This is a genomic window from Flavobacterium sp. GCM10023249 (assembly GCF_042653365.1).
In the GTDB taxonomy this organism is placed as follows: Bacteria; Bacteroidota; Bacteroidia; order Flavobacteriales; family Flavobacteriaceae; genus Flavobacterium.
In genome coordinates this window covers 377,459-393,566 of the sequence record NZ_JBHSHZ010000006.1, presented here as the reverse complement: position 1 = coordinate 393,566, position 16,108 = coordinate 377,459, and the positions used below count along the sequence as shown (strand labels likewise).

Genomic DNA, 16,108 nt, shown 5'->3' with positions numbered 1-16,108 from the left:
AAATCTACAAAAGATTTTGATAAAGACAGTAAAAAATAATAACATCTGTAAGGTATTGCACTTACAGATGTTGGGTAGTATTATTATTTTTTAGCTTCTTCGATGTAAGAAATAGCTTGACCTACAGTAGCAATGTTTTCAGCTTGGTCGTCTGGAATTTGAATGTCAAATTCTTTTTCGAACTCCATAATTAGCTCAACAGTGTCTAATGAATCAGCTCCTAAATCGTTAGTGAAGCTTGCTTCTGTAACAACTTCGTTTTCGTCAACACCTAATTTGTCTACGATAATCGCTTTTACTCTTGATGCAATGTCTGACATAATCTTTAATTTTAAATTTTAATTAGTTGGCAAAAATAAAAAAATTATTTTACAACCACTTTTTTAGTTAATAAATCTAACTACGAATTTAGAAAATTAATTTCACAAAGAATACCATTTTTAATTATTTGTCATTTATTATTCTTTTTTTTGCGTAATAAAAATTACATCTGCGCTTAAAATCCAATGGGTTTATAGTCAACACTTTTAACAACACAACAAATGAAAAAAATTGTAATATTCGCTTCGGGCTCAGGCTCTAATGCTGAACAAATCATATTACATTTTAAAAACAGTAAGCAAGGAAACGTAGTCGGTATTTTGTCTAACAATCTACATGCCAAAGTGTTAGAAAAGGCGAAAAACCATAATATTCCTTTTGAAACCTTTACCAAAGAAGAGTTGAATAATGGATTCGTATTGCAAAAAGTTGAAGAATTACAACCTGATTTAATTGTTTTGGCAGGTTTTCTTTTGAAATTTCCTTCGGATATTATTTCGAAATACCCAGATAAAATAATTAATATTCATCCGGCACTTTTGCCAAAATTTGGAGGTAAGGGAATGTATGGAAGGAACGTACACCAGGCTGTTTTAGATAATAAGGAGAAAGAAACTGGTATTACTATTCATTATGTTAATGACCATTATGATGAAGGTGGGGTTATTTTTCAACATTCGGTTACAATCGAAGGCTGTACAACTGTCGATGAGATAGCCCAAAAAGTTCATGAATTAGAATATGAATTTTTTCCTTTAATTATTGAAAAGCTACTTACTAAATTAAATTAATAGTTTTAATTGTCACATCAAGTTCACATATATACAGATGGTGCCGCAAAAGGCAATCCTGGTCCAGGAGGATACGGGGTTGTTATGGAGTTAGTTGGTACTGCATATAAAAAAGAATTTTATGAAGGATTCCGATTAACCACAAATAATCGGATGGAGCTATTAGCGGTAATTGTTGGTTTGGAGAAGCTTAAGAATCAGAACATGAAAGTTTTGGTGGTCTCTGATTCGAAATATGTAGTTGATGCAGTTGAAAAAAGATGGGTTTTCGGTTGGGAGAAAATTGGTTTCAAAGCCAAAAAAAACCCTGATTTATGGATACGTTTTTTAAAAATCTACCGTCAACATCAAGTGGATTTCAAATGGATCAAAGGACATAATAATCATCCACAAAATGAACGCTGCGATCAATTAGCTGTTATGGCTTCTCAGCAAAATAAATTGGCTGTCGATTCGTTTTATGAAAATGAAGCTGACAAACTGCTTTGATTTCCTTAATTTTATACAATGCGAAAACTATTTTATCTCATTATTGGGTTTTTTCTTTTAGGGTTTGCTCAGTTGACTCATCCGTGGAAGCTTGATTTGGATAAAGAGGATATCAAAATATATGTAAGAAAATCGGACTCTTCTTCAATTAAGGAATATAAAGCGGTTATGGAGGTTAAATCTCCTATGGATACTGTTTTAAAAAAAATACTAGACATTAAAAACTTAAAAAACTGGAGTTATAAAACCAATAATTCAGTTTTGATAAAAAAACTTTCGGATACAAGTTGGGTGTTTTACATTCAAAATAATTTTGATTGGCCTATAAAAGATAGGGATCATGTTTCTAAGGTTGTCTTGACTCGGAAAAAAAAGGAATGTACTATAATGCTTTCTGCTGCAAATAATATCGTTAAAGTTAATCCTAAGATTATTCGCATTAAACGCTTTAGAGGTTTTTGGAATCTTAAGAAGATAGATGAGTCAACTACTTTGGTAACACAACAATTATTCGGTGATCCTGAAGCAAATGTGCCTGCTTTTGTGATCAATTCGATGTTGAGTAAAGCACCTTATGAAACTTTCAAAGTAATGAAATATCAGTTGGAAAACAGAACTAAAAATTCTGTTGGGAAGAACAAAAACTAAATTGTATCTTTGTGCCTTAATTTTCAATTCGTTTTATGAACAAATTATTAATTGTAGGAACAGTAGCTTTTGATGCTATTGAAACGCCGTTTGGAAAAACTGATAAAATTTTAGGAGGAGCTGGTACTTTTATCGGTCTTTCTGCATCTCATTTCAACTTACAATCTGCAATCGTTTCGGTTGTAGGAGAGGATTTTCCCCAAGAATATATCGATTTGTTGAAATCAAGAAATATTGATGTAACTGGTCTTGAAGTAGTCAAAGGAGGAAAGACATTCTTTTGGAGTGGAAAATACCATAACGATTTAAATTCTCGAGATACTTTAGTGACAGAACTAAATGTATTAGCCGATTTTAAACCTGTCGTTCCGGAAAGTTTCAAGAATTCAGATGTTGTAATGTTAGGAAACTTACATCCTTTGGTTCAAAGTAGTGTTTTGGATCAATTGACAGCTAAACCAAAATTAGTGGTTTTGGATACAATGAATTTCTGGATGGACTGCGCTTTGCCGGAATTGAAAGAAGTTATGAAACGTGTTGATGTAATTACTATCAATGATGAAGAAGCTCGTCAATTATCAGGTGAGTATTCATTAGTAAAAGCAGCAGCTAAAATTCAAACTATGGGACCAAAGTATGTTGTGATTAAAAAAGGAGAACATGGCGCTTTATTATTCCATGATACTTCCGTTTTCTTTGCTCCAGCATTGCCATTGGAAGAAGTATTCGATCCGACTGGAGCTGGTGATACATTTGCAGGAGGTTTTTCTGGATTTATTACGCAAAGTGAAAATATTTCTTTCGAAAACATGAAAGCAGCTATCGTTCATGGTTCTAATTTGGCCTCTTTCTGTGTAGAGAAATTCGGTACAGAAAGAATGGTGAGCTTGACCCAAGAAGAAGTGAAAAGCAGATTAAAGCAATTCAAAGCATTGACGCAATTTGACATAGAATTAGCATAAAAAAAGTATGGCCTCGATTTTCGGGGCTTTTTTTATTTAAATAACAACAACACAACATTTTCTGAATTCTTTTCAGAAGCACAACTAACAGTATGAGTGACGCGATAAAACATGAGTGTGGTATTGCACTTTTGAGATTAAAAAAACCTTTAGAATACTACAAAGAAAAATACGGAACAGCTTTTTACGGTGTCGAAAAAATGTACCTTCTGTTGGAAAAACAACACAATAGAGGTCAGGATGGAGCTGGTTTAGCAAGTATTAAATTAGATGTTGAACCAGGTGAACGATATATCAGTAGAATACGTTCCAATCAGGCGCAACCTATTCAAGATATTTTCGGACAAATCAATGGTCGTATTAATGAAGAGCTTGAAAATCACCCGGAATATTTGAATGACGTAACCTTGCAAAAAAAGCACATCCCTTATGTTGGGGAATTGTTTTTAGGACACGTGCGTTATGGCACATTTGGTAAAAACAGTATCGAAAATGTTCACCCTTTCCTTCGTCAGAACAATTGGATGCATCGAAATTTGATTGTGGCTGGAAACTTTAATATGACTAATGTTAAAGAGTTGTTTCAGGATTTAGTACAATTAGGACAACATCCAAAACAAATGGCGGATACTGTTACTGTGATGGAAAAAATCGGTCATTTTCTAGATGATGAAGTAACCGACTTATACCAAGAATGCAAGAATGAAGGTTTGTCAAAACAAGAAGCATCGCCAGTTATTGCTGAACGATTGAATGTAGGTCGAATTTTACGTCGTGCCTCTAAAAACTGGGATGGTGGTTATGCAATGGCAGGTTTGTTAGGTCATGGTGATGCTTTTGTAACTCGTGACCCGGCAGGAATACGACCAGCTTATTATTATCAGGATGATGAAATTGTGGTGGTTGCATCTGAAAGACCGGTAATTCAAACGGTTTTCAATGTGCCTTTCGAAGCTATTGAAGAAATTACACCGGGACATGCATTGATTATCAAGAAAAATGGTACGGTGATCGACGAGAAAGTACGGGAAGCTTTGGATAAAAAAGCGTGTTCATTCGAACGAATTTATTTTTCTCGTGGTAGCGATGCTGAAATTTATCAGGAACGCAAAGAACTAGGTAAGCTAATAATGCCGGCGGTTTTAAAAGCAGTTGATAATGATACTGATAATACTGTTTTTTCGTATATTCCAAATACAGCAGAAACCTCATTCTACGGTATGGTGGAAGCGGCCAATGATTTCTTAAATCAAAGGAAAATAGCAACTATTTTAGAGCATAAAGAGTCATTGTCAGAAGAGAAATTGCAAGAAATTCTTTCGGTTAAACTTCGTTCTGAAAAAATCGCCATTAAAGATGTCAAATTACGCACCTTCATTACCGAAGATAGCTCCAGAGATGATATGGTTGCACATGTATATGATGTTACATATGGTGTGATTCAGCCTACAGATAATTTGGTTATCATCGATGATAGTATTGTTCGTGGAACTACTTTGAAAAAGAGTATCATCAAGATGATGGATCGTTTGAATCCTAAAAAAATTGTGGTGGTATCATCGGCACCGCAGATACGTTATCCAGATTGCTATGGTATAGATATGGCTAAATTGGAAACATTAGTGGCTTTTCAGGCGATGTTGGAATTATTGAAGGATAGTAATAAATATCATTTGGTGGACGAGGTATATGCGAAGTGTAAAGCGCAAGAACATTTTAGTGATGCCGAAGTGGTAAATTATGTGAATGAATTGTACGAACAATTCACCGATGAACAAATTTCAGATAAAATTGCTGAAATGCTTACCGAACCTACGGTGAAAGCCGAAGTGAAAATTATCTTCCAAAGTGTGGCCGATTTACATAAAGCTTGTCCTAAAAATTTGGGTGACTGGTATTTTACCGGGAATTACCCTACAGATGGAGGGAATCGTGTAGTAAACAGGGCGTTTATGAATTTTTATGAAGGGAAAGACGCAAGAGCATACTAAAAGGACTACAAAAATGTCTTTTATCGACTTTATTTACAATTCACCGATTAAGTTTGGCGAGATTGTATCCTGAATCTATATTCGCATCACCATTACATAAGTAGGTTAAGTTTATGGTAGATTTGGGGCAAAAAAGGCGGGCTTATTAGTTCCGCCTTTTTTATTTTAAGGCACTTCCGATTCAACTTCGAATCTTCTAACTAAATTTAATGAGTGCTAACCCTATCAACGATTTTTTTTACAATTCAACGATTTATTTTGAAGTTCAATAAGTGCTGATATACATTCGCTCTACCATTACATAAGTAGGTTAAGTTTATGGTAGATTTGGGGCAAAAAAGGTAGGAGTGATCCTGCCTTTTTTATTTTTCAATGGATTTCATTTTAACCTTTATAAGAGTGTTGGATTAGACGGGTTGCCATTGTTGGTTAAGATGTTTGCCTTGTCGATTTTATTGGTAGTTTGACGACTTTCTTTGGTATCAAGATAGAACCGCTATACATTTGAATCACCATTACATAAGTAGGTTAAGTTTATGGTAGATTTGGGGCAAAAAAGGTGGAACTAATACGTCCACCTTTTTTATTCTTTGTTAATTATTGATTCAAATAAAAAGCCAGACAATTGTCTGGCTTTCTCTTTTTAAATCGATGTATTATTTTGCAGCTGAAAAACGTCTTGCCACTTCTTTCCAATTAATTACATTGAAGAAAGCCTCGATGTAGTCTGGACGACGGTTTTGGTAGTTAAGGTAGTAAGCGTGTTCCCAAACATCCATACCTAAGATTGGTGTGCCTCCACATCCAACACCAGGCATTAGAGTGTTGTCTTGGTTTGGAGTACCGCACACTTCTAATTTTCCGTCTTTTACACATAACCATGCCCATCCTGAACCGAATTGTGTGGCTCCAGCTTTGGCAAAAGCTTCTTTGAAAGTTGCGAAGCTTCCGAATGCTGCGTTGATCGCGTCAGCTAATTCGCCAGTAGGTTCACCGCCACCGTCAGGTGACATAACTGTCCAAAACAAATTGTGGTTGTAAAATCCACCACCATTGTTGCGAATCGCTGCTTTGGACATATCTAAATTAGAAAGAATATCTTCAATTGATTTGCCTTCTAATTCTGTTCCTGCTATTGCAGCATTTAAATTAGTGGTATATGCATTGTGATGTTTTGAATGGTGAATTTCCATTGTTCTTGCATCAATATGTGGTTCTAATGCATCATATGCATAAGGTAATTGCGGTAACTCGAAAGCCATACTATTGTCTGTTTAAAGATTAATAAATAAATATTTTCAAAATTAATCATTTAACTTTGGAAAAGGAAATAGTTATTTTTTATTTCGCTATAAATTAATCTCTATACGCAAATCTCTCTTGAAAAAACCAGCTTTCTCAATATACAACGCTTCTGCGGGATCCGGTAAGACATATACACTGGTTAAGGAGTATTTGAAAATTATCCTTACCTCCAAAAAAGATGACGCGTATAAATCTATTTTGGCTATCACGTTTACCAACAAGGCGGTTCATGAGATGAAAACCCGTATCGTAGAAAGTCTTTTCGATTTTACTAAAGACAATCCCAGCGATAAATCATTGGGTTTAATGCAGGATATTGCTACAGATACTGGATTGGATTTGTACAAGATTACCGAAAAATCGAAAGCAATCATTAAAAATATCATTCACAATTATGCAGCTTTTGATATTTCGACCATTGATAAATTTACACACAAGGTGATTCGCTCTTTTGCGCATGATTTGGATTTGCCTGTTAATTTTGATGTGTCATTGGATACTGAGAATCTGTTGCAGGAAGCAGTTGATGCAATTGTTGCTCAAGCGGGAGAAGATGAAGTGTTGACAAAGTTGTTGGTGGATTTCACCATGGAGAAGACAGATGACGATAAATCATGGGATGTTTCAAGTGATATTTTTACGACAGGAAAGTTAATCTTGAACGAAAATTATCGGGAAGAAGTAGTCTCACTGAAAGAGAAACAAATACCGGAGTTCATTGCGCTAAAAAATAAGTTGGTCGAGGTGTGTGATCGTATTGAAAAGGAGTCTGCTGATTTGGCTTCGGATGCTTTGCAATTGATCGAATCCAATGGAATTGATATGAAATCTTTTTCTTCGGGCTATTTTCCAAATCATTTGAAAAGTATTCAGGATAAAAAGTTCAATCCTTCGAATAAAACGTATCATGAATTTGAAGATGTCAAAATCAACAAATCGGCTAAAGATCGATCTGTTATAGAAGGAATTATTCCGCAACTTCTGTCTAGTTTGGCTTTGGTATATCAAAAAATGGAGAAAAAACATTTTTATGAAGCTTTTCTCAAAAATATAACACCACTCTCACTTTTGAATACTGTAAGTAATCAATTGGCCAAAATTCAAGAAGAACAAAGTATTTTGTCAATTTCCGAATTTAATAAGCTAATCAACGAACAAATTCAAAATCAACCGGCGCCATTCATATACGAACGATTGGGCGAACGCTACAAGCATTTTTTTATTGATGAATTTCAGGATACTTCCCAAATGCAGTGGCAAAATCTGATTCCGTTAATTGATAATGCCTTGTCTAGCGAAGACTTGCAGGGAAATCAGGGTTCTTTGTTAATTGTAGGCGACCCAAAGCAGTCAATTTATCGTTGGCGTGGTGGAAAAGCAGAGCAATTTATTGATTTGACAAAAAGGAAAAATTACCCTTTTAGTAATCAAGATTTCAAAGTGTTTTCTCTTGAATCCAATTATCGTAGTTATGATGAAGTAATTCATTTTAATAATGATTTTTTTCGTTTCCTAGCGGATAAGTTTGAAAATGAAGATTATAAGGATTTGTATTTAAATAAGAGTTACCAACGTGTAAATAAGAAAAAAGGAGGTTTTGTTAATATCACTTTTTTGGCAGAGTTGGAAGATATTGAGGATGAAGAGTTGACTGTTAATGAGATGTATCTTCAGAAAACATTTCGAACCATACAGGAAGTACAAGAAAAAGGATTTTCTCTAAGAGATATTGTATTGCTTACACGAAGTAATAAACATGGGGTTTTATTGGCCAACTACTTGACTGAACATAAAATACCTGTGATTTCCTCAGAAAGTTTATTGTTGGATAGTTCGTCAGAGGTGCAGTTTTTATTAAATACACTTCGATATTTGAATGATAAAAAGGATAAAGAGTCGCTGGCACACGCGTTGTATTATTTGGCTAAAAATTACGAAACGGGATTTTCGGTTCATGATTTTATAAGCGCCGGAATTCGTTTTGAAAATGAAAACGAATTGCAACAATGGTTTCAAGGTTTTGAAATTAACCTCGATTTTAAGGCCATTCGAAGAAAATCACTTTATGAAATTGTCGAAAAGTTGATTTTAAACGGAATTACATCCGAAAAAAACAATGCTTATGTACAATTCTTTTTAGATGTGGTTTTAGAAAGAGATGTGAAATATCAGATGAGTATAGGTGATTTTTTGGAGTATTGGGAGAAGAGTGGAAGTAAATTGAGTGTGCCTTCTGCAGAAGGTTCTAATGCGATTCGGATTATGACGATTCATAAATCCAAAGGTTTAGAGTTTCCGGTGGTTATTTTTCCTTTTGCTGAAGAAGATTTTACAAGGAACAAGGGTGAGAAAATTTGGATTGAAGCAGACGAAACGGAAATGGGTATGGCTAAGGCTTTAGTGGCTAAAAACAAAGATGTTCAAAGATTTGGTGAAGAGGCGGCACTTGTGTACAATCAGAAAGCACAGGAAGATTTATTGGATAATATTAATGTTTTGTATGTGGCACTGACCCGAGCTGAGGAACAACTGTATGTGATTTCGTGCAAGAAAAAAAGAAATAAGGAAGGAAAGTTACCCAATAATTTGGCTTCTTTTTTTATGGAATTTGTTGAAGATAGTCTGTTTTTTGAGGAAAATAAAATGAGCTATGATTTTGGGTCTCCAGAGAAAGTGTCGGTAAGTAATGAATTGGTTACTGCGATGGAGACAATTAAAGCACAACATGCTGTAATTGCTTCCGAATCGATTAAAATTGCTCAGCGAGAAGCGTTAATGTGGGGAACAGTTCAGCAAGAAGCTATTGAATTCGGGAATATGATGCATGAAATATTATCTTTTGTAACAACCAAAAATGATGTTGATTTGGCAGTGATTAAGGCAGTAGAAAGTGGCTTGATTTCCGAAAATCAAAAAGATACTGTCGCTGAAAAACTTCGAAGTATAGTGAGTCATTCTGAATTGCAGGACTTTTTTGCTGAAGGCAATAGAGTGTTCAACGAAAGGAGTGTGCTTAAAAAGAATGCGAAAACCATGATTCCTGATCGTGTCGTTATTCAGGGTAAAACGGTTTTTTTGCTGGATTATAAAACCGGAGCACATCAATCGAAATATGAAAAACAGCTGGCAGAGTACGAGTTGGTTTTAGAAGAGATGGGATATAGTGTTGACAAAAAAACACTTTTATATATAGGTGAAAATTTAGAAGTAGTACATTTGTAACGCTAAATAATAACCGATTACACTAATTAATATTGACATGTACGGAAAAATTAAACAACACTTGCAAAATGAATTAGATACAATTACGGCAAACGGATTGTATAAAAAAGAACGAATCATTACTTCGCCACAAGGTGCTGAGATTACTGTAAATGGTGAAACTGTTTTGAACTTTTGTGCCAATAACTATTTGGGATTGTCTTCTCATCCTGAAGTAGTTCAGGCAGCGAAAGATGCGTTGGATAGTCATGGTTTTGGAATGTCGTCGGTGCGTTTTATCTGTGGAACTCAGGATATCCATAAGGAATTGGAGGTAACTATTGCAAAATTTTATGGAACCGAGGATACTATTTTGTATGCTGCAGCTTTTGATGCTAACGGTGGGGTTTTTGAGCCATTGCTGGGTGAAGAAGATTGTATTATTTCGGATAGTTTGAATCATGCTTCCATTATTGACGGGGTGCGTTTGTGTAAAGCTGCGCGTTATCGTTATGAAAATAATAATATGGCTGATCTGGAAGAACAGCTTAAAAAAGCGACGGCGGCCGGTCATCGTTTTAAATTGATTGTAACAGACGGTGTTTTTTCCATGGATGGTTTAGTAGCGCCATTGGATAAAATTTGCGACTTGGCTGATCAATACGATGCTATGGTTATGGTGGATGAATGTCACGCAGCAGGTTTTATTGGAGCTACCGGAAAAGGAACATTGGAAGCCAAAAAAGTAATGGGCCGTGTGGATATAATTACGGGCACATTAGGAAAAGCCTTAGGAGGTGCAATGGGAGGTTATACAACCGCAAAAAAAGAGATCATTGAGATTTTACGCCAACGTTCTAGGCCTTACTTATTTTCCAATTCGTTATCGCCGGCTATCGTTGGTGCTTCGTTGAAAGTTTTCGAATTGTTGGAAAAAGATACTACGCTTCGTGATCAACTAGAGTGGAATACCAATTATTTTAAAGAAGGTATGAAAAAAGCGGGCTTCGATATTATAGATGGAGATTCTGCTATTGTGCCAGTAATGCTTTACGACGCGAAGCTTTCCCAGAACATGGCGGATCAATTGCTTCAGAAAGGAATTTATGTAATTGGTTTCTTTTTTCCTGTTGTACCAAAGGAAAAAGCTAGAATTCGAGTACAACTTTCGGCGGCACATACTAAAGAACATTTGGACAAAGCAATTAATGCTTTTACAGAAGTTGGACTGGAACTAAATATAATAAAAAAATAATTTTTTCGAGAAAGAAGTCGATTTTTTTAACAATTCATTTTGTAATTAATTATTTACGACTTACTTTTGTCACAATAACGTATTGTAATCAAATAAAATTAAGTATGAAACATCTTAACAAACTTTTTGTTTCCATGTTGATGGTTGCTGGTTTGAATGCAAATGCTCAAAGCAGTGATAACCCATGGGCAATATCTTTTGGAGCTAATGCAGTAGATACTAGAACTAGTGCTGGAGTAAAAGATTTTAATTTAAACGAGCATTTTTCGCAATTTTTTAAAGTAGACGACCACTGGAATATCATTCCATCGGTAACTTATTTGTCAGTTGCTAAAAATGTTGGTGGTAACTTTTCAGTTGGAATTACTGGATCAGTTAACAAAATTTCTAAATGGGTTGATATTGCTCCTGGAACAACTTCTACAACTGTAGTTTATAATCCAGGTGATTTTATGTATTATGGAGCTGACGGTAAAATCGCATATAGCTTTAAATCATTAATCGGAAGCAAGTGGTTCGATCCTTCAGTTCACATTGGTGGAGGTTACACTTGGATGGATAAGCAAAGTGCTGGAAATGCTAACTTTGGTGCTGGTTTGACTTTATGGTTAACTGAGCAAGTTGGTCTATCTTTAAGCTCTACTTACAAAAAAGCATTTACAGACAGAATTGATGAGGATGGTGCTTTAGATGTACCTTCTGTATTCCAACACATGGCTGGTTTAACTTTCCAATTTGGAGGTAAAGACACAGATAATGACGGTATCTATGATAAAGATGATGCTTGTCCTGAAGTTGCTGGTTTAAAAGAATTCCAAGGTTGTCCTGATACTGACGGAGACGGAATCCAAGACAAAGAAGATGCTTGTCCTGAATTAGCTGGTCCTAAAGAATTAAATGGATGTCCTGATACTGACGGAGACGGAATTGCTGATAAAGATGATGCTTGTCCTGAAACTCCAGGTTTAGCTAACTTACAAGGTTGTCCTGATTCTGACGGTGACGGTGTAGCTGATAACAAAGACAAATGTCCTACTGTTGCAGGTCCAAGAGAAAACGGTGGATGTCCATGGCCAGATACTGACGGTGACTCAGTTCTTGACAAAGATGACAAATGTCCAGATGTTAAAGGTACTGTAGCTAATAACGGTTGTCCTGAAGTAAGCGAAGACGTAATGAAAAAATTAAACGACTACGCTAAAACTATCTTATTCGATACTAACAAAGCTACTTTCCAAGAAAGAACTTACCCAGTATTACAAGCAATGGTTGCTATCTTAAAAGAGTACCCAGCTTCTAACTTCTCTATCGAAGGTCACACTGATTCTGACGGTAAAGATGCTACTAACTTGAAATTATCTGAAGATAGAGCTGCTGCTGTTAAAAACTACTTAGTAGAAAACGGAGTTGATGCTGCTAGATTAACATCTGCTGGTTTCGGTGAAACTAAACCAATCGCTTCTAATAAAACTAAAGCTGGTAAAGCTCAAAACAGAAGAGTTGAAGTGAAATTATCTAAATAATTTCCTCTAAAATAAATTCTTTAAAACGCTCCGGTTTCGGAGCGTTTTTTTTATTTTTATGATATGACAGTTAACTCTTTTCTTGATAAACTCGCCAACCATATACTTAAAAACAGTACAGGAGATCTTTCCGAAAGTATTATTGTTCTTCCGAACAAAAGAGCTAGAGTATTTCTTTTGGATATCTTGAAAAACAAGCTGGAAAATCCTTTTTTTGCTCCTACAATAATCAGTATTGAAGAGTTTGTTCAAGATTTAGCTGGTATAAGATCCGTAGATCAAATTGAATTGCTCTTTGAATTCTACGAAGTTTACCTTGGGTTAACAGCTATAAATGAGCGACAATCCTTCGAAAAATTTGCCAATTGGGCGAAAACGCTACTTCAAGATTTTAATGAAATTGATCGTTATCTTTTGGATTCCCAATATGTTTTTTCTTACTTAAAGGATATTGAAGTTTTAAAACGTTGGGAGTTAAATCAAGAGGATCGAACCGATCTTATTGATAAACAATTGGATTTCTGGGATAGATTGCCATTGTACTATGAGAATCTTAGTAATCATTTACTTCAAAAAAATATAGGTTATCAAGGTTTGATTTATAAAGAAGCAGTAAACAATCTTGAGTTTTTTTCATCTAATTTAAAGTCAGAAAAATTAGTATTTGCAGGTTTTAATGCGTTAAACCAAGCAGAAGAAAAGATTATTCAACATTTAATAGCATTGGATAAAGCTGAAATTTTATGGGATATCGATGCTGCTTTCATTGCTGACCCCTATCATGATACCGGATTGTTTGTAAGACGTTTCAAGGAAAAATGGATATATTACAAGAATCATCCGTTTGAATGGATTGTAGACGAATTTTCGCAGGAAAAACATATTGAAATTATTGGCACTTCCAAATCAATAGGACAAGCTAAAATTGCATCATCACTTATTCATGATATTATATCAGAGAACGAAGCGGTCAAATTGGATAATGTAGCTCTAGTATTAGGAGATGAAAACCTTCTCATTCCCATTTTACACTCGTTGCCTGAAAATGTCGGTAGTCTCAATATCACGATGGGCTATTCTAGCAAAAATAACCCCGTCCAAATTTTACTTGCAAAGCTTTTTAAAATGCATGGTAATGCCATTAATCGTAATGCGGAGAGCTACGTAATGTATTACAAAGACGTTTTGGATGTTTTGTCTAATCCTATTATTGAGTCCTATGTTGATGCTTCCAATTTGATTGCTACAATTAAACGCAACAATTATACTTTTATAACGCATCAAAAAGTAATGTCATTGCAGGGCGAATATAATCAGCTTTTTGGTTTATTGTTCGGAAAATGGAATCTAAAACCTATTGCAATTTTGGAGCAAATAGCGCAAATATTACTTCATATTAAACAGAATTTGGCGCATAATGAACAAGAGGACAAATTGGTTCGTTCCTTTTTGTATTCAATATTTAAAGTAATTAATAAGCTGATTTCGTATTGTGCTAAAAATGATTATGTAGATTCGGTTGATGTATTGCATACAATATACAAACAGGTTATCGATGTTGCTGAGGTTTCTTTTGAAGGTGAACCACTCTCCGGCTTGCAAATCATGGGAGTTTTGGAAAGTCGAGTGCTTGATTTTGAAACTGTGATTATCACTTCTATGAACGAAGGGAAATTTCCAGCGGGTAAAGGTGCGAATTCATTCATTCCATATGATGTTAAAAAAGAAATCGGTTTGCCAACTTTTAAAGAGAAGGATGCAATTTATACCTATCATTTTTATCACTTATTGCAAAGAGCGAAACGAATTTATTTATTGTATAATACCGAAAGCGAAGGTTTGGATGGTGGCGAAAAGAGTCGATTCATTACGCAATTGGAAGTTGAAAAAAAGAAAAATCATACTCTGATCCATAAAATTATACAGCCACATGTGCCCAATATCGCTCATGAGAATTTGTCGATCCCAAAGTCGGAAAGCGTTATCCTAAGACTTAAGGAAATTGCATCAGGAAAAGGATTTTCGCCTTCTGCTTTAACAACTTATATACGAAATCCGATTCAGTTTTATTTTCAACGATTATTGTCGATTAAAGAAGTCGATGAAGTCGAAGAAAATATTGCATTGAATACTTTAGGGACAATTATTCATAAGACGTTGGAGGAATTGTACAAGCCATTTATGAACAAGTTCCTTACTGTACAAGATGTAGAAAGTATGTTGACATTGGCAGATGCTGAAGTATACAATCAATTCAAAGAAGTGTATAAAGAAGGAGAAGTCAAAAAAGGGAAAAATCTTTTGGCTTTCGAAGTGGCAAAACGGAATGTGTTCAATTTTCTAAAAGATGAAAAGAAACTAATAGAACAAGGAGATGCTGTTAAGGTGCTTGATTTGGAAAAACAATTAAAAGCTGAATTGAATGACGATCGTTTGCCGTTTCCAATTGTAATCTCTGGAAATGTTGACCGAATCGAAATTCGGAATAATAAACTTCGCATTATTGATTATAAAACCGGAAAGGTAGAAGCTAGAAATTTAGTGATTTCGGACTGGAATGGTTTAACATCGGAGGTTAAAAATGAAAAGATAATTCAGCTATTGTGTTATGCTTTTATGTATGAGGAGTTCACAAATGGAATGGAGATGGAAGCGGGAATTATTTCTTTCAAAAACATGAAAGCGGGATTTATGCCTTTTGGTTTTAAACAAGGCAAAGAACTTCAAACGAACATTACTAAAGATGTTTTAAGTGAATTTAAAAATGAATTAGTTGGTCTTGTGAATGAAATTCTTGACGACAATCTGCCATTTGAAGAAAAAACGAACTAGATATTTCCAAAGAAATCAATAAGTACCAACAATAGTTGCTCTTGGTTTTCGATATGACTCATGTGTCCGTCAGGGAAAGTTATTAGCTTAACTGAAGTTCCTTCGATTTGTAAAATTGTATCTTCATACGTAAGAACTGGATCTTTCTTTCCTAAAATTAAAAGAATGGGAAATGCAGCTTGGTGTAATATAACTTCTCTATCTTTTCTAACTTTCATACCTTCCAAAGCTGAAATTATGCCTTGTAAAGGAGTTCGCAACGCTTCTTGTTTTACAGCTTCAATTTCTTTTGTTAAGTTTTCTCGATTTTCTTCACTGAATAAATTGGCTATCGACATGCTTACAAAAGTCGCAGCGTTTTGTTTCACTGCTTTAATGGCTCGCATTCGATTCAATTTACGTTCATGACTGTCTTCTTTTGAAGTAGAATTGAGCAACACCAATCCTTTGACCATTTCTGGATAGAGTTCAGAAAATGCCAAAGAAACATAGCCTCCCATGGAGTGTCCTGTAAAAACGACTTCGGAAATATGCAAATGGGATAAAACGGCATGAACAACGTCAGCCATATCTTCCATAGTGTGCATATAACTCATACTCTCGGTTTTTCCATGTCCAAGTAAATCAATGGTAATTACACGGTATTGTTTCGAAAGATAATCGGTATAAAAATGCCACATAGTAGAATTTTCTAGAAAGCCATGTAAGAAAACCAAAGCCATTCCACTTCCACTATCCGAATAAGCAATTTTTATATTTTTGTAAAAAATAGAATTCAAAGTCTGTAATT

At 35.0% G+C, this 16,108-nt stretch carries 12 protein-coding genes; 9 read left to right on the top strand and 3 right to left on the bottom strand.

What is annotated here, in order from left to right; genetic code table 11:
• Positions 1–83 precede the first annotated feature (83 nt).
• Complete coding sequence (locus tag ACFO7M_RS03350) at positions 84–320, bottom strand: acyl carrier protein (protein WP_007137004.1); 237 nt, start codon at positions 318–320, stop codon at positions 84–86.
• A 222-nt stretch (positions 321–542) separates the two neighbouring features.
• On the opposite strand from ACFO7M_RS03350, the gene ACFO7M_RS03345 reads away from it, so the two are divergent.
• The 5 genes from ACFO7M_RS03345 (at position 543) to ACFO7M_RS03325 (ending at position 5,202) form a co-directional block, all read left to right on the top strand.
• On the top strand, positions 543–1,112 hold the full coding sequence (locus ACFO7M_RS03345; RefSeq protein WP_379718104.1) for a phosphoribosylglycinamide formyltransferase: 570 nt from the start codon (positions 543–545) through the stop codon (positions 1,110–1,112).
• Positions 1,113–1,121: 9 nt separating this feature from the next.
• Positions 1,122–1,601 carry a ribonuclease HI gene (gene rnhA, locus ACFO7M_RS03340; protein WP_379734015.1) on the top strand — a complete coding sequence of 160 codons (480 nt, stop codon included), beginning with the start codon at positions 1,122–1,124 and terminating at the stop codon, positions 1,599–1,601.
• An 18-nt stretch (positions 1,602–1,619) separates the two neighbouring features.
• Positions 1,620–2,249, top strand: coding sequence for an START domain-containing protein (locus tag ACFO7M_RS03335; RefSeq protein ID WP_379718108.1), 630 nt, complete (start codon positions 1,620–1,622; stop codon positions 2,247–2,249).
• A 35-nt stretch (positions 2,250–2,284) separates the two neighbouring features.
• On the top strand, positions 2,285–3,211 hold the full coding sequence (locus tag ACFO7M_RS03330; protein WP_379718110.1) for a PfkB family carbohydrate kinase: 927 nt from the start codon (positions 2,285–2,287) through the stop codon (positions 3,209–3,211).
• Positions 3,212–3,303: 92 nt separating this feature from the next.
• Positions 3,304–5,202, top strand: coding sequence for an amidophosphoribosyltransferase (locus ACFO7M_RS03325; RefSeq protein WP_379734013.1), 1,899 nt, complete (start codon positions 3,304–3,306; stop codon positions 5,200–5,202).
• Positions 5,203–5,858: 656 nt separating this feature from the next.
• Here ACFO7M_RS03325 and ACFO7M_RS03320 read toward each other — a convergent pair.
• Entirely contained in the window at positions 5,859–6,464 is a 606-nt protein-coding gene (locus tag ACFO7M_RS03320; RefSeq protein ID WP_379734011.1) for a superoxide dismutase, read from the bottom strand.
• Between the two features lie 118 nt (positions 6,465–6,582).
• Here ACFO7M_RS03320 and ACFO7M_RS03315 point away from each other — a divergent pair, with 118 nt between their 5' ends.
• The 4 genes from ACFO7M_RS03315 to ACFO7M_RS03300 all read left to right on the top strand — a co-directional run bounded on the left by ACFO7M_RS03315 (position 6,583) and on the right by ACFO7M_RS03300 (position 15,318).
• Positions 6,583–9,729, top strand: a complete 3,147-nt coding sequence (locus ACFO7M_RS03315; RefSeq protein ID WP_379734010.1) for a UvrD-helicase domain-containing protein — start codon at positions 6,583–6,585, stop codon at positions 9,727–9,729.
• Positions 9,730–9,766: 37 nt separating this feature from the next.
• The gene (gene kbl / locus ACFO7M_RS03310; RefSeq protein ID WP_379734008.1) at positions 9,767–10,963 is read left to right on the top strand and encodes a glycine C-acetyltransferase; all 1,197 of its coding nucleotides are present in this window, start codon (positions 9,767–9,769) and stop codon (positions 10,961–10,963) included.
• Positions 10,964–11,067: 104 nt separating this feature from the next.
• On the top strand, positions 11,068–12,486 hold the full coding sequence (locus tag ACFO7M_RS03305) for an OmpA family protein (RefSeq protein WP_379718120.1): 1,419 nt from the start codon (positions 11,068–11,070) through the stop codon (positions 12,484–12,486).
• Between the two features lie 63 nt (positions 12,487–12,549).
• Entirely contained in the window at positions 12,550–15,318 is a 2,769-nt protein-coding gene (locus ACFO7M_RS03300; protein WP_379734006.1) for a PD-(D/E)XK nuclease family protein, read from the top strand.
• On the opposite strand, the gene ACFO7M_RS03295 is transcribed toward ACFO7M_RS03300, so the two are convergent.
• Positions 15,315–16,097 carry an alpha/beta fold hydrolase gene (locus ACFO7M_RS03295; RefSeq protein WP_379734004.1) on the bottom strand — a complete coding sequence of 261 codons (783 nt, stop codon included), beginning with the start codon at positions 16,095–16,097 and terminating at the stop codon, positions 15,315–15,317. The two genes, ACFO7M_RS03300 and ACFO7M_RS03295, sit on opposite strands and share 4 nt — an antisense overlap.
• Between the last annotated feature and the right edge of the window lie 11 nt (positions 16,098–16,108).

Excerpts from the sequence above, each read along its gene's own strand:
- ACFO7M_RS03330 (WP_379718110.1), top strand. The coding sequence starts at position 2,285 with ATGAACAAATTATTAATTGTAGGAACAGTAGCTTTTGATGCTATTGAA.
- ACFO7M_RS03300 (WP_379734006.1), top strand. The coding sequence starts at position 12,550 with ATGACAGTTAACTCTTTTCTTGATAAACTCGCCAACCATATACTTAAA.
- kbl (WP_379734008.1), top strand. The coding sequence starts at position 9,767 with ATGTACGGAAAAATTAAACAACACTTGCAAAATGAATTAGATACAATT.
- ACFO7M_RS03305 (WP_379718120.1), top strand. The coding sequence starts at position 11,068 with ATGAAACATCTTAACAAACTTTTTGTTTCCATGTTGATGGTTGCTGGT.
- ACFO7M_RS03345 (WP_379718104.1), top strand. The coding sequence starts at position 543 with ATGAAAAAAATTGTAATATTCGCTTCGGGCTCAGGCTCTAATGCTGAA.
- ACFO7M_RS03320 (WP_379734011.1), bottom strand. The coding sequence starts at position 6,464 with ATGGCTTTCGAGTTACCGCAATTACCTTATGCATATGATGCATTAGAA.
- ACFO7M_RS03350 (WP_007137004.1), bottom strand. The coding sequence starts at position 320 with ATGTCAGACATTGCATCAAGAGTAAAAGCGATTATCGTAGACAAATTA.
- ACFO7M_RS03335 (WP_379718108.1), top strand. The coding sequence starts at position 1,620 with ATGCGAAAACTATTTTATCTCATTATTGGGTTTTTTCTTTTAGGGTTT.
- ACFO7M_RS03325 (WP_379734013.1), top strand. The coding sequence starts at position 3,304 with ATGAGTGACGCGATAAAACATGAGTGTGGTATTGCACTTTTGAGATTA.